Origin of the sequence: Thalassobius sp. MITS945101, assembly GCF_047123305.1 — a bacterium.
GTDB lineage: Bacteria > Pseudomonadota > Alphaproteobacteria > Rhodobacterales > Rhodobacteraceae > Thalassobius.
The window spans coordinates 2,332,538-2,355,698 of record NZ_CP138918.1; the positions used below are offsets into that span (position 1 = coordinate 2,332,538).

Sequence of the window (23,161 nt, forward strand, 5' to 3'; positions counted from 1 at the left end):
GCAGTCTTTCGGGTAAGGAGCGGGATATAGTATGCTTTTGATCAGAAAGTGAGCATCCGGTCGAACCAGCCCGGATGTGGAAGTCTTCGTGCTCAAGTAGCCTTCGGGCGGTAGCACACTAAGAAGTCTTACTCTTTCTGGATCAAATCAAGCGCGAGAAGGGCGTTTGGTGAATGCCTTGGCAGTAAGAGGCGATGAAGGACGTGATACTCTGCGATAAGCTAGGGGGAGCCGAGAATAGGCTTTGATCCCTGGATCTCCGAATGGGGCAACCCACCTGACATTCTGTTATTGTTAGCTCTGCTATCAATAATGGGGTGAGACAGGTACTTTTAACCTGAATACATAGGGTTTTAAGAGCGAACCCGGGGAACTGAAACATCTAAGTACCCGGAGGAAAGGAAATCAACAGATACTCCCCTAGTAGCGGCGAGCGAACGGGGACCAGCCGAGCCATGAATGTGACTAGAACGACCTGGAAAGGTCGGCCAAAGTGGGTGACAGCCCCGTATAGGAAGCATGATTGGACGTATTAAGTAGGGCGGGACACGTGAAATCCTGTCTGAACATCGGGGGACCACCCTCGAAGGCTAAGTACTCCTTACTGACCGATAGTGAACCAGTACCGTGAGGGAAAGGTGAAAAGCACCCCGACGAGGGGAGTGAAACAGTACCTGAAACCGAACGCCTACAATCAGTCGGAGGCTCCTTGCGAGCTGACGGCGTACCTTTTGTATAATGGGTCATCGACTTGGTCTCACGAGCAAGCTTAAGCCGATAGGTGTAGGCGCAGCGAAAGCGAGTCTTAATAGGGCGAATGAGTTCGTGGGATCAGACCCGAAACCGAGTGATCTAGGCATGACCAGGCTGAAGGTAAGGTAACACTTACTGGAGGGCCGAACCCACACCTGTTGAAAAAGGTCGGGATGAGTTGTGCCTAGGGGTGAAAGGCCAATCAAACTCGGAGATAGCTGGTTCTCTGCGAAATCTATTTAGGTAGAGCGTCATCCGAATACCCCGGGGGGTAGAGCACTGGATGGGTAATGGGGCCCCACAGGCTTACTGATCCTAACCAAACTCCGAATACCCGGGAGTACTAGATGGCAGACACACAGCGGATGCTAACGTCCGTTGTGGAGAGGGAAACAACCCTGACCTCCAGCTAAGGCCCCTAATTCATGGCTAAGTGGGAAAGCAGGTGGGACGACCAAAACAACCAGGAGGTTGGCTTAGAAGCAGCCATCCTTTAAAGATAGCGTAACAGCTCACTGGTCTAAATAAGTTGTCCTGCGGCGAAGATGTAACGGGGCTCAAGCCATGAGCCGAAGCTGAGGATGCACATAGTGCATGGTAGCAGAGCGTAGTGTGACATAGCACTCATCCTCTTCTATCTCCTCCGGGAGGTAGCGCAGGATAGAGTGCTTTCTGTGAAGCCGGCGCGTGAGCGATCCGGTGGAGAGATCACTAGTGAGAATGATGACATGAGTAGCGACAAACAGGGTGAGAGACCCTGTCGCCGAAAGTCCAAGGGTTCCTGCTTAAAGCTAATCTGAGCAGGGTAAGCCGGCCCCTAAGGCGAGGCCGAAAGGCGTAGTCGATGGGAACTAGGTTAATATTCCTAGGCCGTGAGGTGGTGACGGATCATGAAGGTAGTTCATCCTTATTGGATTGAATGGGCTGCTAATTGGTCCCTGGAAATAGCCCCTCTTTAAGACCGTACCCTAAACCGACACAGGTGGACTGGTAGAGAATACCAAGGCGCTTGAGAGAACGATGTTGAAGGAACTCGGCAAAATACCTCCGTAAGTTCGCGAGAAGGAGGCCCAGTTTCTAGGCAACTAGAGGCTGGGGGCACAAACCAGGGGGTGGCGACTGTTTACTAAAAACACAGGGCTCTGCGAAGTCGCAAGACGACGTATAGGGTCTGACGCCTGCCCGGTGCCGGAAGGTTAAAAGGAGATGTGAGAGCGTCGAATTGAAGCCCCGGTAAACGGCGGCCGTAACTATAACGGTCCTAAGGTAGCGAAATTCCTTGTCGGGTAAGTTCCGACCTGCACGAATGGCGTAACGACTTCCCCGCTGTCTCCAACATCGACTCAGCGAAATTGAATTGCCTGTCAAGATGCAGGCTTCCCGCGGTTAGACGGAAAGACCCCGTGCACCTTTACTACAGCTTCGCACTGGCATCAGGCACAATATGTGCAGGATAGGTGGTGGGCTTTGAAACCAGGACGCCAGTTCTGGTGGAGCCTCCCTTGAGATACCACCCTTATTCTGCTTGATGTCTAACCGCGGTCCGTTATCCGGATCCGGGACCCTGCGTGGCGGGTAGTTTGACTGGGGCGGTCGCCTCCTAAAGAGTAACGGAGGCGCGCGAAGGTTGGCTCAGAGCGGTCGGAAATCGCTCGTTGAGTGCAATGGCAGAAGCCAGCCTGACTGCGAGACTGACAAGTCGAGCAGAGTCGAAAGACGGCCATAGTGATCCGGTGGTCCCGCGTGGAAGGGCCATCGCTCAACGGATAAAAGGTACGCCGGGGATAACAGGCTGATACTGCCCAAGAGTCCATATCGACGGCAGTGTTTGGCACCTCGATGTCGGCTCATCTCATCCTGGGGCTGGAGCAGGTCCCAAGGGTATGGCTGTTCGCCATTTAAAGAGGTACGTGAGCTGGGTTTAGAACGTCGTGAGACAGTTCGGTCCCTATCTGCCGTGGGTGTAGGATACTTGAGAGGAGTTGCCCCTAGTACGAGAGGACCGGGGTGAACGTTCCACTGGTGGACCAGTTATCGTGCCAACGGTAGTGCTGGGTAGCTATGAACGGACAGGATAACCGCTGAAGGCATCTAAGCGGGAAGCCCCCCTCAAAACAAGGTATCCCTTGAGGACCGTGGTAGACCACCACGTCGATAGGCCAGAGATGTAAGTGCGGTAACGCATTCAGTTGACTGGTACTAATGGTCCGATTGGCTTGATTTGATCCAGTAAAAGTAAGACCAAATCAAGAGCATACACTAAGTGAACAAAAACTGGACAACACGTTGATATCGGGGCAAAAACGCCCCTTGGTCTTTATTCGGTTTGGTGGTCATAGCACGAGTGATACACCCGATCCCTTCCCGAACTCGGAAGTTAAGCACCGAAGCGCCGATGGTACTGCATCTTAAGGTGTGGGAGAGTAGGTCACCGCCAAACCTAATAAAGACCAAATCCCTCTAAACGATCACAAGCGCATTGGCGCGGGATGGAGCAGCCCGGTAGCTCGTCAGGCTCATAACCTGAAGGTCGCAGGTTCAAATCCTGCTCCCGCAACCAAAAAGCCGCCCAAAAAGGGCGGCTCTTTTGTTAAAAAAACACCAAAAAAATCAACCCCCAACCAATCGGTAACGACGCTGATTCAATACATCGCGGGAAGAATTAAGGCGTTGAAACTGGACATCTCTCTGAACGACACAACCGCCGTCCTCTGTTCTGACCCCGCTCTAACGACTGTCGCCAAGCGCCAGTCTTAGGTTGTTGCTGAGGTCTTCTTGCACATGCTGTTGCAAGGCATGATCTGGGATGAGATCCCGCGCGTAGGCCTGCATGACCTTGCAGGTGCTGACGAGATCCAATTCGGTGCTGTTCCATTGCGCCGATGTGCTGGAGGCGAAGAAACGTTTGGTCAGCATATTGCCGGGAACCAGGTGAAAACGCCCAAGCCATCCCAGCGCAAATAAATCGGGATGTAGCAAGTGGCCGTAAAGATCTTCCGGAACAGGTCTTTCATTGTCTTCGCCTTTAATGATTGTTCGGGTGTTGAAAGTTCCCTTGAGGCGGGTGTTGGGTCATTCAAAAAGGATTTGCCAACGATTGTAAAACTGCCACCGCAACAACGTATTTTTGACAGCCCCTAAAATGGTAATATTGAGCGATAGCCCCATTCAGCACCCGCAACGTTCTGGCGGATAACCTAACTTCATGTTTGTTTCGGCTTTGCCTTCAAGTCGTTCCAGCGAATAACCAGTACGATCTGTAGATCTAGCGCTTCTGCGATAACCCAACCCTCGAGGGAGGGAGCCGTGCCTGTCCCACGCCGGTGGTAGGATCTTTGTTGAACCGTTACCTATTCTAATCGACCTGACTGATTTGGAGTTCGCTGTTCAGGCTGTCTGCACCGCGCCGCTAACTGCTCTGGATTAGAGAGCCAGGCCAGCCTCTGCCATGAAAGCTATTCTCATAAGGAGTTGCCGGAAGATGTGATTTGCGATGGCTGCGTGCTACTGATTTGTGGTCCGTTCCCGTGGATCACATCCCGGCTGGCTTGAATTTGGCGAAACAAATCGTAACCGCAGTTTACTTTAACACGGCAGCCTTCTCCTTACCCTTGCGGACCTTAGGGTGACGGCGCCAAGGAAGAGGATGCTTCTCGCAGCATTAAAGCTGATGGGCAGTTCAGAGATCGCACCGTCGACCATGCGACGGTCGGTATGCCTTGAAACCGCCCTTGTTTGACGGAGGCCCCGATGTGTTCTTGGTTTCGGCTAAACCGCTTAGTGACTTCGACAACAATAACGTCGAAGTCACTGTGGCGCGCAACCTCCAGTAGCGGAAGATAGCTGCCCGCATCAGGAAGTCTTAAATCTTTGATTTGTCTTTGGCCGACCCATTTACAGGCTTTAATTCAAACCTGTCTGCCACGTAACTCTCAACCAGCGCCAAATTTGCGGAAACTAAGGCAACCATTTGCATGGGGTCAAGAACTGCTGCAACCCGTCGCAAGTGGATTGGGCCGATTGGATAGTCAGCGTGCTCAAAAAGACTGACAGTTGCCGGAAGCTCCAAGCGGACATTGATGCTAAGGTCGTCCAGCGTCCGCTGAGCGGATGATACAGCCATTCTCATGTCTGAGTGCTGCTTCTGGTGGCTGTACAAAGCAGATCTTCAAGAAGAACGCTACTCGACACGCACTGATTGCACGGCCCGCCGCACCGCATTCCTTGTTATCTCGAGGTCGATCTTGGATATCGCCAATGACGAATAAAGCTTGCCGGGCGACTTAAAGATACCATGGCGTCGTAGAGTGCCATTGTAGGTCGCATTGCGCCTGGGGTCATCATGTTTCGCAGTTCGGTAATCGCGGCAGGTGCTGCTTGTGAAGAAGATGTCGAACAGGGTCTCATCTCCACAAATCTGATGCGGAATGTCTGCCGCGCTCAATGCCTTGGTTTGCATGTCTTGCAGCTCTTTGCCGATGGCCCGCAGGCGATCATAATTGCCCTCGCGCCGCAGGATCTCCATCGTTTTCAGCCCAGCAGCTGAGGCAATCGGGTTACCCGACAGCGTACCCAGTTGCATCAGCCACTTGTCAGCACCCGCAGTGGATTTGTCGAAATGCTGCATGATCTCGGCACTGGCGCCAAGCGCGGCCAGAGGGAAGCCGCCGCCGATGATCTTGCCCAATGTGCAGATGTCGGGCGTCACCCCATAGCGTTCCTGCGCGCCGCCATAGGCCAGCCGGAACCCGGTGACGATCTCGTCGAAGATCAGCAGAACGCTGTGCTTATCACACAGATCGCGCAGCCCTTGCAGAAAACCCGGTTCGGCGGGAATGATCCGCTGTAGGGGTTCCATAATGATCGCGGCGACGTCATTGTGTTCCGTCAACAGCGCCTCGACTGCGGCCAGATCATTGAAAGGTGCGATGAGCATCTGATCGGCGACCCCTTGCGGGATTCCCGCACTGTCAGGCACGGCTTGTGGGAAGTTTACACGCGCCTCGGGCGCAAGGCTCATTTGTGCCTCGGCGCTCATCCCGTGATAGCCGCCTTCGAACTTCAGGATTTTGTCCCGCCCAGTATAAGCGCGGGCAAGGCGGATCGCGTACATGTCCGCCCCACCGCCCGAAGCCACGAACCGCACCTGTTCACAGCAGGGCACCGCATCTACGATCGCCTCAGCCAGCTCGATGCCTTTTGCGTTGTTCGCAAAGAAGGTCATGCCGCGGGGGAGCTGTTCCAGCACGGCCTCAACCACCTCAGGGTGTCCGTGACCAAGTAACATTGGTCCGGACCCGATCAGATAGTCAATGTACTCCTTCCCATCCTCGTCCCAAACACGGCTGCCCTCCCCGCGCGCGATGACGATGCCAGGATCAAAATTTCCGAACCCCCCCGCGGGTAGGACGGCACGAGCGCGTTCGATCCAATCAGCTTGAGAGGTGAGTTTTTGCATGTGTCAGTCCAATTCAAGAATGGGAGTTCCAAGAATGTCGGAATCAGGCGTTACACCAAGCCCGGGGCCTTCTGGCGGTGCGATGCGTCCATCCATGCGGGTCGGGCAATCTGGTGCGATGCGCGGTCCGACATACGAAGACAAGTCGCAGGTGTTCAGCAGCGCGCCCTGCGGAGTGGACGCGGCGAAGTGCAACGCGGCTGCGGTGACGATGTCCGAGCCCCAAGTACATTCGGCGCAAATCTCGGCCCCCAGATGCACTGTAAGGTCACGCGCGCGGCGCATGGCGGACAGCCCGCCGAATTTCGACAGTTTCAGTGCAACTGCATCCAATACACCAAGGTCGTGTGCGTGCAGGAGCGACGCCAGATCAAAGGCACTTTCGTCGATTTTCATAGGCAGGCCTGTTGCCTGTCGAACCGCGGCGCAATCCTCAAGCGTTTTGCAGGGCTGCTCTAGCATCACATCCAGATGGGCCACCGCGCGCCCCGTACGTATGGCCTGCAATTTGGTCGTCCCACAGTTCCAGTCGCCATAGACCAACGGGCCATCCCCCACCGCTTCGCGTACTTTGATCAATCGCTCGGCATCCACCTGCCAATCGGCATCCGCGCCCAGCTTGACCTGAAACTGCCGGATGCCCGCGACATAGGCCTCGCGCGCGATCCGCGCCATGTCGTCGGGCGCGATGCAGGTGATAGAATGATACAGCGGCATGTCCGCGCAGGTACGCCCGCCAAGCAGCGCATAAAGCGGCTGGCCGGTTGCTTTCCCGAACAGATCCCACAGCGCCATGTCGACGATGGATTTTGCGTGGAAATGCCCCTGCAGAACCCCATCCAACTTGCGCATGGGCGCATCCACCCCGAAGGGCGACACTCCAAGTATCTCGGGGGTCATCTCTTCAACTGCGCTGGGGACGCCATCCGCGAAAGCCGGCAGATAATGTGGGATCGGGCAGACCTCACCCCAGCCTTGCAGACCAGTGTCCGTTTCCAGACAAAGCACATGGCTTTTGACCGTGTCGCAAGTCTTCCCTTCTGCCATGTAGTAAGTCTCATGGCTGGTCAGATCGACCGACCACAAGGTGATGCGAGAGATCTTCATGACGCATCCATCCTTGGCTTCAGACTTTCGGGATCATAGGCCGGTTCACCCAGAACGCGCGCCGCACGCGGAGAGCCGTGGATCAGCACCTCAAGCGCCGTGCCAGGTGTGGCCGCTTCGGGTTTGATATAGGCGAAGGCCAGGATTTTCCCGACAGTCGGCCCGAAGGCCACAGACGCGGTGGAGCCAACCACCTGACCATTCAGCATAACGGCTTCGCCGCCGTGGCCATCTGCTTTGCCATCGGGTTCGATCTCCAGATAGCTGCAGACCCATGGCAGGTCGGTGTTCAGCGTCTTGTCGCGCCCCAGGTATTCCTTGTCCGTCCGGGCGAAACGCGGCACGTCGGCTTCGGCCAGCGTGACCTCATTTGTCAACTCGCCAGCGCCTTTGAAGCCCTTTTCCATCCGCATCGCATTCATCGCAAAACTACCATAGTCGACGATGCCATGCGCCTCGCCCGCGGCCCAAAGTGCGGTGTAGACATCCAGGCAGGCCGCATGCGGCATGTGGAATTCCCAGCCAAGCTCGCCCGCATAGGACATGCGGAAGGCCCAGACCTTGTGGCCCGCGACGGTGATTTCCTGCGCGGACAGCCAACGGAAGCTGGCGTTTGTCAGGTCCGCATCGGTGCAGGCGGCCAACACGTCCCGCGACTTTGGCCCGTTCAGCGACAGGGCACTCCAATCCGAGGACAGCGCGGTGATCGCTACGTCTTCCCCAGCGCGTTGATGGTTAAGGTGATCCAGCAGACGCTGTTCAAAGAAGGCGGCGCAGACCAGATAGAAGCGGTCTTCAGCCATCCGCACAATTGTCGTTTCCAACTCGATCCGACCAGCGCGGTTCAGCATGTGGGTCAGGGTAATCGAGCCGGACTTCTGCGGCATCCGGTTCGCGGTCAGACGGTCCAGCAGTGCGTAAGCCTCTGGCCCCTCGACCAGCACCTTAGTGAAGGCGGTCACATCCATGATGCCGACGCCGTCGCGCACCGCTTTCACCTCGGCCGTCACCATGTCATCGACGGAAGTGCGGTTGAAGGAATAGTGGTCGCGCTGTTCGATCCCCTTGGCGAAGAAACGTGGACGCTCAAAACCATAGACCTCTTCATGCACAGCACCTTTGCTTTGCAACAGTTCGTGCAGCGGGAACGGCTTGATCGGGCGCCCGGCCAATCGGTTGAAATGCGGGAAGGGGATTTCATGACGTAGGCAGTAATCCTCTTTCGCCTTCACCACCTGCCAGTCCTTCGTCGCATAACTGCCAAAGCGACGCGGGTCGAACTCACGCATCGAGATGTCCGCCGCCCCATGCACCATCCAGCGCGCCAGTTCGCGCGTCAGGCCGGGGCCCCAACCAATGCCGATCTGCGTGCCGCAGCAGCACCAGTAGTTCTGCACGCCGGGCGCAGGACCGATCAGTGGGTTGCCATCTGGCGGGTGGCTGATCGCACCATGCACATCGCGTTGAATGCCTAAATCAGCAAAGATCGGCATCCGGTTCAGGCTTTCCTCCAGATAGGGCATGACCCGATCATAATCCGGGTCGAACAGCCAATTCTCGTAGTCCCACGGGCAGTGATCATGCCAGACCGAGTTCGGGTTCTCTTTTTCGTAAATCCCGATCAGGCCCTTCTTTTGTTCCATCCGAATATAGCCCGAGACCTTCTTGTCGTCGCGAATGACTGGCAGTTCAGTCTCAAAATCTTGGAACTCGGGCACCTCGTCCGTGACGAAATAATGGTGCGTCATTGAGGTCATTGGCAATTGCAGCCCTGACCATTCGCCCATCTGACGCGCATAGGTGCCGCCTGCGTTGACGACATGTTCGCAAGTGATGGTACCTTTCTCGGTCTCAACCTGCCATTCGCTAGAAGGCAATTGCGTGATGTTGGTGGCGCGACATTGGCGAATGATCCGCACACCCTTTTGACGCGCACCTGCCGCCATCGCCATTGTGACATTGGTCGGATCTACATGGCCGTCATCGGGCGTGTGCAGCGCGCCCAGAACCCCGTCGAGGTTATAGAAGGGATGCAGCGCGGCCACTTTCTCAGGCCCGACAAGTTCGATGTTGAACCCCAGCGAACGCCCGACTGACAGCGTATGCCGCAGCCAGTCCATCTCGTCCTCAGTATATGCCAGACGGAACGAGCCGCAGCCGTGCCATGTCACGGGCTGACCGGTTTCTGCCTCCAACCTACCGGAATAGAGGCCGATATTATAGTCCACGCATTTCCCCAGCCCAAAGGATGAGGTCGAATGCGTGATTTGCCCGGCGGCGTGCCACGTGCTGCCGGAGGTCAGCTCGGCCTTTTCCAGGAGCACCGTATCTTCCCCCCAGCCTTCATGCCCAAGATGATAGGCCAGCCCGACGCCCATGACGCCTCCGCCGACGATGACCACGCGTGCGTTGGAGGGAAAATCAGCAGCCACGACAGCATCCTTTTCGAGTCGTTTTTCTCTCGACAGGCTAGGCAAACAAAAATACCATCGTCAATCATGAATGGGACAAATGTATCAAACACGATTCTCGAACGGCTGGCCGATGAGCTTTCCGCGCTGACACCCGAAGCCCGCAAGGCGGCCACCTATGTCTTGGAAAACCCGCGCGATGTGGGGGTATCAACCGTGCGCGAAATCGCCGAAGCCGCGAATGTGAAACCCAACACGGTGGTGCGCATGGCGCGGCAGGTGGGCTTTGAAGGCTACGAAGACTTCCGCGCGCCCTTCCGCGATGCTATCCGGCGAGGCGCGGCCGATTTCCCCGACCGCGCACGCTGGCTGCAAGATATTCGCAAGTCAGATGATCTGGGCGGGCTTTACGCCGACATCGTGCAGGACGTACTGCGCAACGTGGAAGAAACCTTCGCAGGCGTCTCGACCGACGACCTGAAAATCGCCGCCGAAGCAATCTGGTCGGCGCGCAACGTGTTCACACTTGGCGTCGGCGTGAACAACTCGATCGCGCGTAACTTCACCTATTTGGCCTCTACGGGCATGAAAGAGTTCCACGCTATACCGCGACCAGGTTCGACCCCAGTTGATGATCTGGCTTGGGCGGATGAAAGCGACGTGCTGATCGCGATCACCTGCAAACCCTATCGGACCGAAGTTGTCAAAGCCGTCGAAATCGCACGCGAACAGGGCATGGTCATTGTCGCCCTGTCCGACAGCCCCGCCAGCCCGATCCTGCGTCTGGCTGATCATGGCTTCGTCGTCTCCGTCGATACGCCGCAGTTCTTCCCGTCCTCGGTCAGCATCATCGCGCTGCTGGAGACGCTCTTATCCTTCGTCATCGCCGTGGCCAGCGACGAAATCGTCAAACGGGTTGAGACATTCCACAACCGTCGCCACCAGTTGGGATTGTATCACGAGGAGAAGACATGACCGAACCGATCAGGTCTTTGGCCGCGAGTTACTATACCGACCCCGATATTTTTGCGCAGGAAATGTCCGGCCTGCTGGCGCAGACTTGGCAGTTTGCGGGCCATGTCAGCCAACTGCCGAATGTCGGCGACTATTTCTCCTTCGAGATCGCAGGCCAAAGCCTGTTTGCGATCCGTGGCCAGGATCAGGTGATCCGCACATTCCATAACGTCTGCCAACACCGCGCGCATGAGATGGTCACGGGTACCGGCAACACACGTGTGGTGGTTTGCCCCTATCATGCCTGGACCTACGAGTTGACAGGCCATCTGCGGGCGGGTCCGAACATCAAATCCGTTCCGGGCTTTGATCGGTCGGAAATCTGCCTCACCGAAGTACGGACAGAAGACTTCCATGGCTTTCTCTTCGTCAATCTGGACGATGACGCCGCGCCGATGGACGTGTGGTTCCCCGGTGTGCGCGAAGAAATCGCAGCCTTCGTCCCAAATGTCGAAGCGCTCGCGCCGTTGGAATGGGTCGAGGTGCCCGAGAACTGCAACTGGAAGGTTTCGGTCGAGAATTATTCCGAGTGCTATCACTGCCCCATCAACCACGCGACTTTTGCCGAGGGCGTGATCAAGCCCGAGACCTATGACATTCAACCAGATACGGGCGGGGGGTATGTGCTGCGTCACACGACCGAATGTCAGTCGTTGGAAAAGATGTCCTATCCCGTGGACCTCTCAATCCCTCACGCGGGCGATTATCAAAGCTGGTTCTTGTGGCCCATGTTCTCATTCCAATGCTATCCGGGCAACGTTTTGAACACTTACCATTGGCGTGCCGAGGGGCCTCAGGCATGCACCGTCTGGCGCGGCTGGTACACACCGGAAGGCGCTGAAAGCGACGTGATCCGCGGGCTTGCTGTGCAGGACCGCGACACCACGGTTGAAGAGGACATCCGACTGGTCGAAAGCGTGCAGCGTGGGCTTAAATCGCGCGGCTATCGCCCCGGCCCACTGGTGCTGGATCCGGCGTGTGGGGTGAGCTCGGAACACTCGATCGCCGCGCTACATCGATGGATGCGCGAGGCCGTGGATGGCCCGGAATAGGAACGCGCGTCGCGCTCAAGCAGGACAGTATCTGTAATGAAGACCTATTGGCAAAACTACATCGACGGCGCATGGGTCGACGGCGGTGCGGGACGGATTGACGTGATCAACCCCGGCACGGGCGAAAAGCTGGCCGAACACGCGCTGGCGGATGCGGGCGATGTGGATCGCGCGGTGCAAGCCGCGCGGCGGGTACACCTGTCAGGCGCGCTGTCGGACCTGCGCCCGGTCGAGCGTGGCCGCATGGTACAGGCGATGGGCCGCTACCTGCTGGAGCATCAGGGCGAACTAGCGCGCGTCCTGACGCTGGAACAGGGCAAACCGCTATGGGAAGCCCGGATCGAGGTCGAGGGCGCAGCGCGGTATTTCGAATATTACGGCAATCAAGCCGAAACCGTCGAAGGCCGGTCGATACCTTTGGGTAAGAGCTATTTCGACTTCACAACCTACGAGCCCTTCGGCGTCTCGGCGCAGATCATCCCATGGAACTATCCGGTGGAGATGACCGCGCGGTCACTGTCGGCAGCCTTGGCCACTGGCAACGCCTGTGTGATCAAAACGCCTGAGCTGACGCCCCTCAGCAACGCATGGTTAGCCCACGCGGCTGAGGCGGTGGGGCTACCCAAAGGCGCGGTGAACATCCTCTGCGGTCTGGGCCACGAGGCTGGAGCTGCCCTGTCCGCCCACCCCGAAGTTAACCAGATCGTCTTCACAGGCTCGGTGCCCACAGGCATCACCATTGCCTCGGCTGCCGCGAGAAACGTAGTGCCTTGCGTGCTAGAGCTTGGTGGGAAGTCCGCTGCGATCGTCCACGACGACGCCGATCTTGAGGCGTTCGAAAATGACGTCCGCTGGGGCATCTACTTCAACGCCGGTCAGGTGTGTTCCGCCATGAGCCGCGTGATCGTGCATCACAGCGTCTATGACGAGTTGGTCGAGCGTATGGTCGGCGTCGCCCGGTCGTTGACCGTTAAACCCGGCATCGAGCAGCCGGAGTTCGGACCAACGATGGGTGCAATGGTGTCGGATGCGCAGCGCGATCGGGCGGCGGGCATGGTCCAAGCCGCGGAAACGGGCGGGGCCACCGTCGCAACGGGCGGTCGCAAGATGAACATCCCAGGCGCCTATCTAGAACCGACCATTCTGAGGAACGTGACGCCAGACATGACCATCGCGAACGACGAGGTCTTCGGCCCGGTCTTGTCCGTGCTGAAATTCCGCGACGACGACGAGGCAATCCGCATTGCCAACGGCACGCCCTATGGGTTGGTCGGCGGTGTTTTTACACGAGATCTCGACCGTGCCACCTCCGCGGCCAGCAAGCTGCGTGCAGGGCAGGTCTTTGTGAATGAATGGTATGCGGGCGGGGTCGAAACGCCTTTCGGAGGGTATGGAAAATCCGGCTATGGCCGTGAAAAAGGGCGCGAGGCGCTGTGGAACTATGTGCAGACGAAGAACGTCGCCATCAAGCTGAAGACCTAAACCATGAGCACATTTGACGAAGACCTGTTCCTGAAGGGGCTAGAACAACGCAAGGGCACATTGGGGTCCGAGTATGTGGAAAAGAACCTAGCCACAGCAGATGATTTCACTCGCCCGTTTCAAGAAGCCATGACCGCTTGGTGTTGGGGGTTCGGTTGGGGCGACGACGCGATTGGCGCAAAGACCCGATCGATGATGAACCTCTCGATGATCGGCGCCTTGGGCAAAATGCACGAATGGTAAATCCATGCCGCGGTGCGATCAGCAATGGCGTCACCAAAGAAGAAATCCGTGCGATCATTCATGTGATCGGGATCTATTGTGGTGTCCCCCAAGCTTTGGAATGTTTCCGCACCGCGCGAAAGGTTCTTGAAGAGAGCTAAAATGACAATCAGTGCATGTGTAGCTAAGCAGAACTTTGAGTTTGGTTCGATGAATGGTCTGCGTGACCAGAACGATTCTGCAATCTTGGTTGGGATAATCTTCTCCGACCGATTTCAGTCTGCACCTGTCCCGCATATCGGATCACTGATGCCTTTCCGGGCGGTCGCAGCACCCGGAAATTTCTAGATTCAATGCAGGCATTCGCGGTTGCTCCATAGTAAGGCTGACCTAGACCCAAACCTGACAGCGTTGAGTTGGTGATAGATTCATTTACTGGTCTCTCACTGGCGAGGCACAAGTCGGATTGCCCTTGCCCAGTCCGTGCCCAGTGCGCAGGTTTGGCAGGGTTTGCAAACTCATAACCTGAAGGTTAACTCAGACAAACTTGGAAGAGTGATGCGCTTGAATTTGCCAGCGGTTGCCGCTGCGCGCGACTGTATAGAGGAAACGGGCCGCCACGGTTTGTAGGGCATCGTCTTCGACAAAAGTGAACGTGTAGTGGCCGGCAAGAGTAACTGCTGTGTTACCGCCAAGAACACGTGTTTCAACACTGTCTAAGCGACAGATTAGACCCTGTTTCGACAGGAAACCTTCGAAGTATTTGCGGCGATCCGCAGCGGTCACCGCCAAAGCGTTTTGCGCGGTGGGCACCAGCACTGCGTCTTCCGCGTAGAGGGCCAAAACGTCTTCCAGGCTTTGGCGGCTTACGGCGTCCGCCCATTGCGTCAGAATTGCCTTTGCGCCGTGTATCGCTTCCTGTGTGCTCTGCTGAGGGGCGGTGATTTCGGTCGTGTCTTGAAGCATAGTTGCCCTTTCTCGTGCCTAGGCATGTCTGATTTTTTGAGATGAATGGCTGGTTTTGCCCGTCAGTGATAAGTTGGCGCAGACCGGTGATCCGTGGCTGGGTCAATCACCGCCAACAAACGTGTTTCACCGGTTCCCGAGATCGGCGGCGACCGATGCAGCAGCATGGTCTCTTCTGTGCTGGGCCAGAGTTTGCCGCGCAACAATACAACATCACTGGCGCCTACCGTGGTTGGGCGATCTTCCTCTCCAGCGACTGCCAGCTGTGTGCCCGTGCCACGATAGGTGCATAGCATGCGTGCCGTCATATTATCGATATGGAAGCGGCGACAGGCATCGTTTGACACCACATCAAGCCGCACGTGCAGATGTGTTGTGTTGATGACCTTGCTCATGATGAATGCCAAGGCGGCAACATCACTCGCCAGCAGGTGCCGCTGAGGATTGGGGGGCATCTCCGCGATATCACATGCCGCTTGAATGGCCTCTTCAACACGGTCCATCGGGAGGAAGCTGCGCAGCTTCGGGAGCTGTGAGGTAGACAGCGCATTTATCCAATCTGAGAACTCCTGGCTGGGCGTGCGCTGCCACCGAGCTGCGGCAACGCCGCGTTGCGAAATGGATTTGAGTACTGCAGCCTCTTTTGAGCTGGCGATTGTGCGGGCAGTGAGGGCTTTCGGGAACGCAATAACGCTCATGATGCTAATTCCGATTAGGGTGGTCAATTTGGGGATGAATGGGAGGCGTGCTGAACCGTTAAAAGAGGATGGGGCTATAGCTCCTCGGTTTCGAGCAAATGAGTTGTGATCCCTGCGGTTTTTCTGAGGTCCTCAGCAGACTTTGACAAAAGCGCCAGACATGCCTCCAGTTCCGCTTGGTCAAAGTTTCGCGCAATTATCACCACGCTGCTTTGCGTCTTGCCTTCGGGCCAGCTGGCCAAGGGCAACGGTGGCTCGAATATGTGTTGCACCCCATGAAAGACGAAGGGCGTGCCAATGCCCTCCAAATGCACGATACCCTTCAATCTCAAAATGTCCGGTCCCCGAAGCGCAACCAGGGTGTCTAACCAAAGGTCAAAAACGCGCGGGGAGATTGGGGTTTCAAGGGTGATGGACGCTGTTGCAATCCGATTGTGAGAGGAGGAAACAGGTTGCAACAGATGGTCGATTGGTGCTTTGGACGGCAGTGTTAACCCGGACAGCCCCGCCAAAGGATCAGTGGTTTGGGATTTCTCAACCGGTGCCAGCCATGCCAGCGCTTTTTCATGTGTCGGTGCCTGGCGAAGTGCACTGACGTTAAACAAGCTGTCTGAGGGCAGCCCCCCTTTGTTGGCAACAAGCCTAGGCGCAGCTGCATTCAATTTATCTAGCCGTTTGTTGAGTGCCCGACGCTCGGGAGCGGCTGCCAGATCATTTTTGCTCAAGACAATGCGATCCGCCATAGCGACCTGCGCCTCTGCTTCCGAGTAGCGCTCAAGGGTTTGCGCCCCCAGGACCATGTCCACAACCGTTATGATTCCGTCGAGGGCAACTCTTGGCGCAAGCGTTCGATCCACCAACAACGTGTGATGGACAGGTCCAGGGTCGGCCAGGCCGGTTGTTTCAATCACAATACGTTCAAAATTTAACGCGCCCGCTGCTCTTCGATCCAATAGGTCATTCAGCGTCTTGGAGAGGTCACCTCGGATTGAACAACAAATGCATCCTGCGGCCATCAGAACGACGTCCTCGGTTGTGCCCTGAACCAAGTCATGATCCAGACCAACATCCCCGAATTCATTCACAATAACGGCGATCCGCGGCCCTTGTTTGCCGGAAAGAACCGCATTCAATACGGTGGTTTTCCCGGCACCGAGAAATCCAGTGAGCAAAGTAACAGGAAGCAGTGTTTCCATCGAAAGCGCCGGTGTTGGTTTCGCAAATTGATAGATATGTTATTACATAACCTATCACGCTACAAGAAGCCCCACAAACACGAAGCGCTGCAGCCGAGGGGGGCATTAAACCCGTACAAACGGCCGTTGAATAAGTCTCACTGTGGACGTTTGAGCGGGAAGCGCAACTACGCTTCCGATTATTTTCGATCGATTGCATTTGTGGGCTTTTCGATGGGCCCTCCAACCGGCCAATCGCGGCCCCAGTCGCCATTGCTGTGACATTGGAAAACATCCGGACACCGTGCTGCCCCAAGGCAACGAGGCGTGATCATCGTTATCTGGCGACAGAAACCAAACTTCATCGTCGCTTCTTAAGAGGAGGGGAGAAACCAAGTCCAAGTTTCTTTGCTTCATCTCAAGGAGTCTTGGATAACGCAACTCACGCGTAGTTCGCGCCTGGGTTCCCCCCCCATTTGAAGGGGCGCAACTAAGCGTTTTGTATGCCGGAGCAATGCGGAAGCCAGCTGGATTCCGGAATTGTTTAACAAAGCCGATTTTTGTTATATGGTTTGGATTAGAAACCAGAATACGACGTTGGGATAGTCGTTAACCTTCTGAAATATGGTGGCATTTGAAACACTTGTCGGAACTTGTCACGGTCTAAGAATGGGGCCTGTTTCTAGGAGGAGACGAGTGTGGGAGACACAAAATCGGAGGGCCTCGCGATCAGTAAAACAATTTTGAAAATTGTCGCGCTTCTGGCGATCAACTTCTTTCCTTTCTCTGTAGCTGCGGAGGAGAAGGACCCTCTCATTTTGACCAATGGGTATTGGCCGCCGTTCAAGGGCGCTTCATTGCCCAAAGGTGGGATTATCACCGACGTGACAATTCAAACGCTCGCACGCGCGGGATACGAAGTGGCCGTGGCCGAGGTGCCATGGAAACGGGCCTATGCGGGTACGGTAGACGGCAGGTACGACGTTATTTCAGCCATTTGGACCACGCCCGAACGAAAGAAAGAGATGACGTTCAGCGACGCAGTGCTCTCCAGCCGCGTTGTTGTTATTCATCGAGCCGACTATGAGTTTGCCTTCAGGTCTTTGGACGATCTCAAAGGGGAAACTGTTGGGGTCACGGCGGGATACGGATACCCAGAGGCTTTTCAGAATGCCGATTTCTTTGCGAGAGAAGAATCTCAGACGCTTACGCAAAGCCTTCGCAAGCTTATTCACGGTCGTATTAACGTCATCGTCGCGGAAGAAACCACCGCGCGTTACGCGGTTGCTGCTGAGTTCCCCGATGCGGTTGGCAGCCTGCAATATTCTGAAGCTGCGCTGCAGGAAAATCCCCTGCATGTTGCGTTCACCAAGGCACGTCCTGATCACCTCGAACTGAGGAGCCGCTTCAATCAAGCCCTGGCAGAGATGCGCGCAGACGGAACGTTGACGAAAATACTGGAGTTCCACGGCGTAGCCGACTTGCAACACTGAGATGCTCCGAAGCTTTCCGCATCAGATGAGGCCCTTAGGTGCTCATGTTCAGGCTCAAAATGGGGCGGGGATGAATAGAAAAGACAACGAAGTGCCGGGGCAAGAATGACCGTTCGGATTACCAATCGTATTTCTTTCAAACAGGCGCGGTTGGCAGTGATCCTTGCCTTTATCCTTGGTCTGCTCATGAGTGGTTTGCAGATCTGGTTGGATTTCAGGAACGAAAAAGCACAGGTCGATGCAACTGTATCGCAGCTGATGAGCGCAGTGCATGACACCGCTGCCCAGGCCGCGTTTGGGTTTGAGACGCCACTCGCGCAAAGAGTGGTTTCCGGTCTGTTCGAATATGATGCGATCGTCATTGCGGAGATCAAAACCGACTTCGGAGATACATTGGCCAGGCGGGAAGCCTCTTATGATTCAACAGAATTACACTGGACGGATGGTTTCCTGACAGACGACAGTCCTTCTGTTTATACCCATGATCTCTATCTAGACGGTCGCGCGGAGCCCGTCGGAACCCTTACGATCTGGGTCGATCCCTATCTTGCCTATGCCAACTTCTTCAATCGCATTGGGCTGATTCTGCTGTTTGGTGTAATCCGCAGCCTGTTTTTGGCGGTTGCCCTGATGACAGTCTTCTACGTCGTTCTGACAAAACGCATAGAAAAGATTTCCAGAAGTGTTGAGGGTTTTGGCTCGGATGGGGTGCCAATCACCAAGGGCGAAATCGGATACAACGACAAACAGGATGAGCTGGACATACTCGCAACGTCCATAGCGCGCTATCAGCGTGAGAAAAACAAGGCCCTCGAAGTGCTGGAGAGACGCGTTGCCGAGAGAACCCAGGCGCTGGGGGAAACCGCACGAAAGGCAGAGGCCGCCAGTCACGCCAAGTCTCAATTCCTTGCCAATATGTCCCATGAAATCCGAACACCGATGAACGGTGTCATCGGGATGGCCGAAGTGCTTGCGCATACGGAGTTGCAGCCAGAACAGCTGCGGATGGTCACCACCATTCGTAAGTCCTCCACATCGCTGTTGCGGATCATTGACGACATTCTTGACTTGTCCAAGATTGAGGCGGGCAAGGTCCACCTTGAAGCCGTGCCAGTGAATTTTCACACTCTTCTTGAAGAGGTTGTCGATACATTGCGGCCGATTGCGAAAGGGCTGAACGTTCGAATTTCTTTTCGTTTGGACCCCTTGATCCCGCACTACATCCTCGCCGATCCAGTGCGCCTGCGACAGGTGTTCATGAATTTGATGAGCAATGCGCTGAAATTCTCCAGTCGGGAGGAGGGGCAGCGGCCTGGGCGCGTGCGGTTATTGACGGATCTGACACAGGACAACCTGATAAAAGTCACCGTAAGGGACGACGGCATTGGCATGACGGAACATGCGATCGCCAATCTGTTCCAGCCCTTTACCCAAGGTGAAGAGTCGATCACCCGACGTTACGGTGGAACGGGTCTGGGGTTGGTGATCACCAGCGATTTGATTGAACTGATGAATGGCGCGATCAAGGTCGACAGTGTGCTTGGCAAAGGCAGCGTGTTCGAGGTGTCCTTGCCTTTTGTAGAGACAAGTGGCGTAGAGGAAGAGGTCGATGTTTCCGGACTACAGGTATTTGCCTTTGTTGATGAAGGGATCAACAGGCCAACGCTTGCATCCTATGTGCAATTTCAGCAATCAGAAATGGTGTTTGCGGAGACTGAGGTTGAGCTCAGGGACCTGATTTCAAACGCTGATCACGAATTTATTGTTCTATTGTCGCTCGAAACCGCTGAGGAAAATGAGCGCCTGCGGGAAAGCCTGTCAGAGCGGTTCCCCGATATTAAAATCCTAAGGTTCATTGCCGACATTGAGGAAGCCAGCCATTGCAGATTGCCCAACTGTTTCATGGTGCAACGTTATCCGTTGCTGCCCTCCGAATTGGTGAGAGGGATCGCGCTGCTGACAGGTCGCGTTAGCCTGACCACAGGTCAAGAAGAGGCATTGCCCGAACCAGCGGAGGTGCATTCTGATGATGAGGAGGATCGCAAAATCCTTCTGGTTGAGGACAATGCAATCAACATCGATGTCATCTATCGGCAACTCAGCTCGCTAGGGTTCCAGCCCGAAATTGCAAAGAACGGGCTTGAAGGATTGGAAAAGTGGCGGACTGAGAAGTTCAAGCTGGTGCTGACGGACTGCAACATGCCCGAGATGGACGGCTTCGAGATGACCCGGGAAATGCGGGCGATCGAGGCAAGCGAGGGCCGCGCACGATCAACAATTGTTGCGATTACAGCAAATGCCATGGGAGGCGAGGCCGAAAAGTGTTTGGCCGCTGGCATGGATCGCTACCTCTCAAAGCCAACCACGCTCAAGCAACTGGGCGCGGCATTGACGATCATTCGCTCAAAGGAAGATGAAGCCTCAGACGGCTCAAGTGGTGAGATCGGTCTGGAGGCGCAACCAGCCGAACCTGCCGCCGTTGATCCATCTGTTTTGGTCGAACTTCTTGGCTATGAGGATAGGACGTTTATAGTCGATACCTTGCAAAAGTTGATTGCAGAAACTGCTCCTGAAATACCAAAGCTGCAACAGGCTTTAGAAACCAACGACCGAAAGACCGCTGGGTTCTTGGCGCACAAATTCAAATCAGCCATGAGCTCCGTCGGAGCCACTGGCTTTAGCGATCTGTGCGACAGTATCGAACGACATGCTCAAGCGGAGGAACAGTTTGATGGGCAAGACTACATCACGCCAATAGAACAGGGCTTCGGCGCCGTCCAAAGCTTTGTCCAAGAATATGCAAAAGACCAATTTGAATCATAGTCGACCAATCTGAACGGCCCCTTCCAGGGCCAGATCACGCAGGAAGACATGTGAATAGATGCGTATCTGTTAAGGCCGGATTTAGTTGATATCTGGCGCCTAATTAGTAACCAAACCGGACGGAGCGACGCGCTGAGGTGAATTGGTCTCGATGTGATTTGACACCGTCGTCTTGGGGCAGCACCGATCCACACAGAGACGTTTGCCAGTCGGTTGAACTGATGAGGATCGGCTGGTTGCAGACATGATCGAGTTGACCAGCCGGTACGGCCGATACGGCTATCGCCGGATTGCGGTTTTGCTGAGAGATGCGGGTTGGCCCCTCTCGGCTGATTGCTTTGCGATCGCCTGTCGGCAGCGAATGAACGACAAACGCGTCGAGCGTCTATGGCGCCGCGAGGGGTTGAGCGTTCCACAGAAACAGCCAAAGAAGGGACGGCTCTGGCTGACCGATGGTTCTTGCGTTCGACTTAGACCAGAGTATCGCGACCATGTCCCCCTTTCGCACATGCACGCATGTGCTGCCGGGCAGCGGGATCGTATGACTTCGTGCATCATCGGAGCGATAACGGGAAAGGCGTTCCGGACCCTCAACATGCTGGATGAGCACAGCCGGGGATGCTTGGAAATCCGCGTGAAGAGAAAGTTGAACTCGACGGAGGTCATTGATGCTTTGACGGATCTGTTCATCCTGCGCGAGTTTCCGGCCTACATCAGGTCAGACACGGTCCGCTCGCCATTGTCGCTCGGACCAATGGCGCAACAATGCTCGCTTCATAGCTCAGGCCGTTCGGGACTGGATAGGCGCGGTTGGAGCCAAGACCGCCTACGTCGAACCTGGATCAACCTGGGAGAATGGATACTTTAAAGGCTTCAATGCGCAGTTCCGCGACGAGCTGTTGAACGGTGAAGTCTTCTACAACTTGCGGGAGGCGCAAATACTGATTGAACAATGGAGCAAACACTACAACACAAAGCGCCCACACAGTGCCTTGGGTTACCGCCTGCCGGAACCGGAAGCCATCGTCCCGATGGAACCCAGGCCGATAATGCTCAAACATTCAAACTGGGCCAATTAGGTGGGGCTGATCAGGTCTGCTTTGGCGAAAAAGCCAATTCTTATTAGACGGATGACAGCCCAGCATTGGTGTTGAGCAGAAATTCCGCGAAGATCGGGCCGCTTGCAGCGCCTATTGCGCGAGCATTTTCTCCGACGGTTCCGGCTTCAACCATAGGCGCGATTAGCCCACGTTTGTCCTGATTCACCAAATATCGACGAATCCGTTCAACCAATTCTTTGCGGATTTCAGCCGGGACAGCCCCATCGATCAAGATGGCCTCAAAATCGATGACAGAACAGATCGACAGGGAAGCCTTAGCCAGCTCCTGTGCTGTTTCGCCGACCCATGGCTCTACATAACGAGAAAGCCCGCTCCAATCCTGAGGTTTCCGCCACATCAGATCCGGGTCAAGACCTGCTTCGATCAGGCGCGCCTCAAGCAGATGCAGCGAGGCGGTGTCGATCAATTGCTGGCTTTCCCCCAAGGGGCCGGTTGTCCGCATAGACCCCAGTGCGCCCGCATTGCCTTGGTTGCCCTTGAAGACAGTACCGTTCAGGGCGATGCCTCCGCCAATAAACGAGCCGATGTAGAAATAGGCAAAGTCGCGATACTCCTTTCCGCGGCCATACAGGTGTTCTGCATGACAGGCTGCGGTGGCATCATTGACCACATAGACCGGCAAATCGCTGAAACGGGCAGTTTCTTGCGTGAAGTCCACATCTTTCCAGGAGCGGAACTTTTCAGCTGCCGGGCCGGAAAGGTCGTGCCATTTCCAAAGCTCGAACGGGGTGCCGATCCCGATGCCACAGACACGTTTTTGATGGGCCGGAGAAAGGTTCCCAAGCAGGTTCGAAATACCCTGTTCCAAGAAGCCAAAAACGGCATCGGGCATCGGGTAATCATAGGAGGTGTGTAATTGCCCCCGCACGGTCCCTGCAAAATCAAGCAACAACAAATCCGCGCTACGGCGTCCGATTTTTAGTCCGATGGAATAGGCACCATCAGGATTCAGCTCCATGGGAATGGATGGTTTGCCGACCTTGCCGCGTACCGGTTCGCCTCGTCGTACCAACCCGTCTTCTTCGAGGTTGCGCAAGATAGTGGAAACGGTGGGTTTTGAAAGGCCGGTGCGACGAGCCAGTTCTGCCGCCGGCACCGTTCTGTGGCGCTGCAGGACGGAAAGGATCAGGCGTTCGTTATGGTCACGCAAACCACTTTGGTTCACGCCTGCGCGTCGAGTTGGAATGATATCACCGTCCATGCCCTGCACAATAGTTCCCTCTGTTTGCAAAGTGAAGGTAGCAGTCATATTTTAGTTAGTAAAGTTTACAAACTAATTGACGAGGGGGCTGGTTTCGTGTTTTCTGGCTTCCAACCTGCAATCTCGCAGGCAGTGGCCAACAAGGAGGTGGCCACAAAAACTGAAACCACATGGATTGGAGGAAA

14 protein-coding genes, 1 tRNA gene, 2 rRNA genes and 2 pseudogenes are annotated in these 23,161 nt (G+C 55.6%); 10 read left to right on the top strand and 9 right to left on the bottom strand.

The features are described from left to right. The first annotated feature begins 145 nt into the window (after nucleotides 1-145). The 3 genes from SIC14_RS11710 (at nucleotide 146) to SIC14_RS11720 (ending at nucleotide 3,313) form a co-directional block, all read left to right on the top strand. Nucleotides 146-2,977, top strand: a 23S ribosomal RNA gene (locus tag SIC14_RS11710). A gap of 101 nt (nucleotides 2,978-3,078) precedes the next feature. Further along, nucleotides 3,079-3,193: ribosomal RNA gene (gene rrf / locus SIC14_RS11715) — 5S ribosomal RNA — on the top strand. 43 nt (nucleotides 3,194-3,236) lie between these two features. Next, a tRNA-Met gene (locus tag SIC14_RS11720) sits at nucleotides 3,237-3,313 on the top strand. A 167-nt stretch (nucleotides 3,314-3,480) separates the two neighbouring features. Here SIC14_RS11720 and SIC14_RS11725 read toward each other — a convergent pair. From SIC14_RS11725 to SIC14_RS11745, 5 genes are all read right to left on the bottom strand, one after another. Continuing rightward, nucleotides 3,481-3,669 (bottom strand): hypothetical protein, encoded by a 189-nt coding sequence (locus SIC14_RS11725; protein WP_412562115.1) that lies wholly within the window; start codon nucleotides 3,667-3,669, stop codon nucleotides 3,481-3,483. A gap of 946 nt (nucleotides 3,670-4,615) precedes the next feature. Next, nucleotides 4,616-4,876 (bottom strand): hypothetical protein, encoded by a 261-nt coding sequence (locus SIC14_RS11730; protein WP_412562116.1) that lies wholly within the window; start codon nucleotides 4,874-4,876, stop codon nucleotides 4,616-4,618. A 57-nt stretch (nucleotides 4,877-4,933) separates the two neighbouring features. Continuing rightward, nucleotides 4,934-6,211, bottom strand: coding sequence for an aspartate aminotransferase family protein (locus SIC14_RS11735; protein WP_412562117.1), 1,278 nt, complete (start codon nucleotides 6,209-6,211; stop codon nucleotides 4,934-4,936). A 3-nt stretch (nucleotides 6,212-6,214) separates the two neighbouring features. Further along, nucleotides 6,215-7,318 carry a mandelate racemase/muconate lactonizing enzyme family protein gene (locus SIC14_RS11740; RefSeq protein ID WP_412562118.1) on the bottom strand — a complete coding sequence of 368 codons (1,104 nt, stop codon included), beginning with the start codon at nucleotides 7,316-7,318 and terminating at the stop codon, nucleotides 6,215-6,217. Next, nucleotides 7,315-9,696 (bottom strand): FAD-dependent oxidoreductase, encoded by a 2,382-nt coding sequence (locus SIC14_RS11745; protein ID WP_412565858.1) that lies wholly within the window; start codon nucleotides 9,694-9,696, stop codon nucleotides 7,315-7,317. The genes SIC14_RS11740 and SIC14_RS11745 overlap by 4 nt, the downstream gene beginning before the upstream one ends. A gap of 120 nt (nucleotides 9,697-9,816) precedes the next feature. Here SIC14_RS11745 and SIC14_RS11750 point away from each other — a divergent pair, with 120 nt between their 5' ends. The 4 genes and pseudogenes from SIC14_RS11750 (at nucleotide 9,817) to SIC14_RS11765 (ending at nucleotide 13,660) form a co-directional block, all read left to right on the top strand. Next, entirely contained in the window at nucleotides 9,817-10,704 is an 888-nt protein-coding gene (locus SIC14_RS11750) for a MurR/RpiR family transcriptional regulator (RefSeq protein WP_412562119.1), read from the top strand. Further along, nucleotides 10,701-11,795, top strand: coding sequence for an aromatic ring-hydroxylating oxygenase subunit alpha (locus SIC14_RS11755; RefSeq protein ID WP_412562120.1), 1,095 nt, complete (start codon nucleotides 10,701-10,703; stop codon nucleotides 11,793-11,795). Before SIC14_RS11750 ends, SIC14_RS11755 begins: the two co-directional genes overlap by 4 nt. Nucleotides 11,796-11,831: 36 nt before the next feature. Continuing rightward, a complete protein-coding gene (locus SIC14_RS11760) occupies nucleotides 11,832-13,277 on the top strand; it encodes an aldehyde dehydrogenase family protein (RefSeq protein WP_412562121.1) in 1,446 nt (481 codons plus the stop codon). 3 nt (nucleotides 13,278-13,280) lie between these two features. Continuing rightward, a pseudogene (locus tag SIC14_RS11765) lies at nucleotides 13,281-13,660 on the top strand (carboxymuconolactone decarboxylase family protein). 376 nt (nucleotides 13,661-14,036) lie between these two features. On the opposite strand, the gene SIC14_RS11770 reads toward SIC14_RS11765, so the two are convergent. The 3 genes from SIC14_RS11770 to SIC14_RS11780 all read right to left on the bottom strand — a co-directional run bounded on the left by SIC14_RS11770 (nucleotide 14,037) and on the right by SIC14_RS11780 (nucleotide 16,359). Beyond that, nucleotides 14,037-14,465, bottom strand: coding sequence for a DUF4440 domain-containing protein (locus SIC14_RS11770; protein ID WP_412562122.1), 429 nt, complete (start codon nucleotides 14,463-14,465; stop codon nucleotides 14,037-14,039). A gap of 62 nt (nucleotides 14,466-14,527) precedes the next feature. Next, nucleotides 14,528-15,163: a DUF1826 domain-containing protein gene (locus SIC14_RS11775; RefSeq protein WP_412562123.1), complete on the bottom strand. Its 636-nt coding sequence runs from the start codon at nucleotides 15,161-15,163 to the stop codon at nucleotides 14,528-14,530. 74 nt (nucleotides 15,164-15,237) lie between these two features. Next, complete coding sequence (locus SIC14_RS11780; protein WP_412562124.1) at nucleotides 15,238-16,359, bottom strand: CobW family GTP-binding protein; 1,122 nt, start codon at nucleotides 16,357-16,359, stop codon at nucleotides 15,238-15,240. Between the two features lie 677 nt (nucleotides 16,360-17,036). Between SIC14_RS11780 and SIC14_RS11785 the strand changes: the two genes are divergently transcribed. From SIC14_RS11785 to SIC14_RS11795, 3 genes and pseudogenes are all read left to right on the top strand, one after another. Next, nucleotides 17,037-17,831 (top strand): substrate-binding periplasmic protein, encoded by a 795-nt coding sequence (locus SIC14_RS11785; protein WP_412562125.1) that lies wholly within the window; start codon nucleotides 17,037-17,039, stop codon nucleotides 17,829-17,831. Nucleotides 17,832-17,936: 105 nt separating this feature from the next. Continuing rightward, nucleotides 17,937-20,654 (top strand): ATP-binding protein, encoded by a 2,718-nt coding sequence (locus SIC14_RS11790; protein WP_412562126.1) that lies wholly within the window; start codon nucleotides 17,937-17,939, stop codon nucleotides 20,652-20,654. Between the two features lie 169 nt (nucleotides 20,655-20,823). After that, nucleotides 20,824-21,733, top strand: a pseudogene (locus SIC14_RS11795) (integrase core domain-containing protein); the annotation flags it as partial. A 43-nt stretch (nucleotides 21,734-21,776) separates the two neighbouring features. Here the strand turns inward: SIC14_RS11795 and SIC14_RS11800 are convergent. Then, nucleotides 21,777-22,976: an ROK family transcriptional regulator gene (locus SIC14_RS11800; RefSeq protein ID WP_412565859.1), complete on the bottom strand. Its 1,200-nt coding sequence runs from the start codon at nucleotides 22,974-22,976 to the stop codon at nucleotides 21,777-21,779. Between the last annotated feature and the right edge of the window lie 185 nt (nucleotides 22,977-23,161).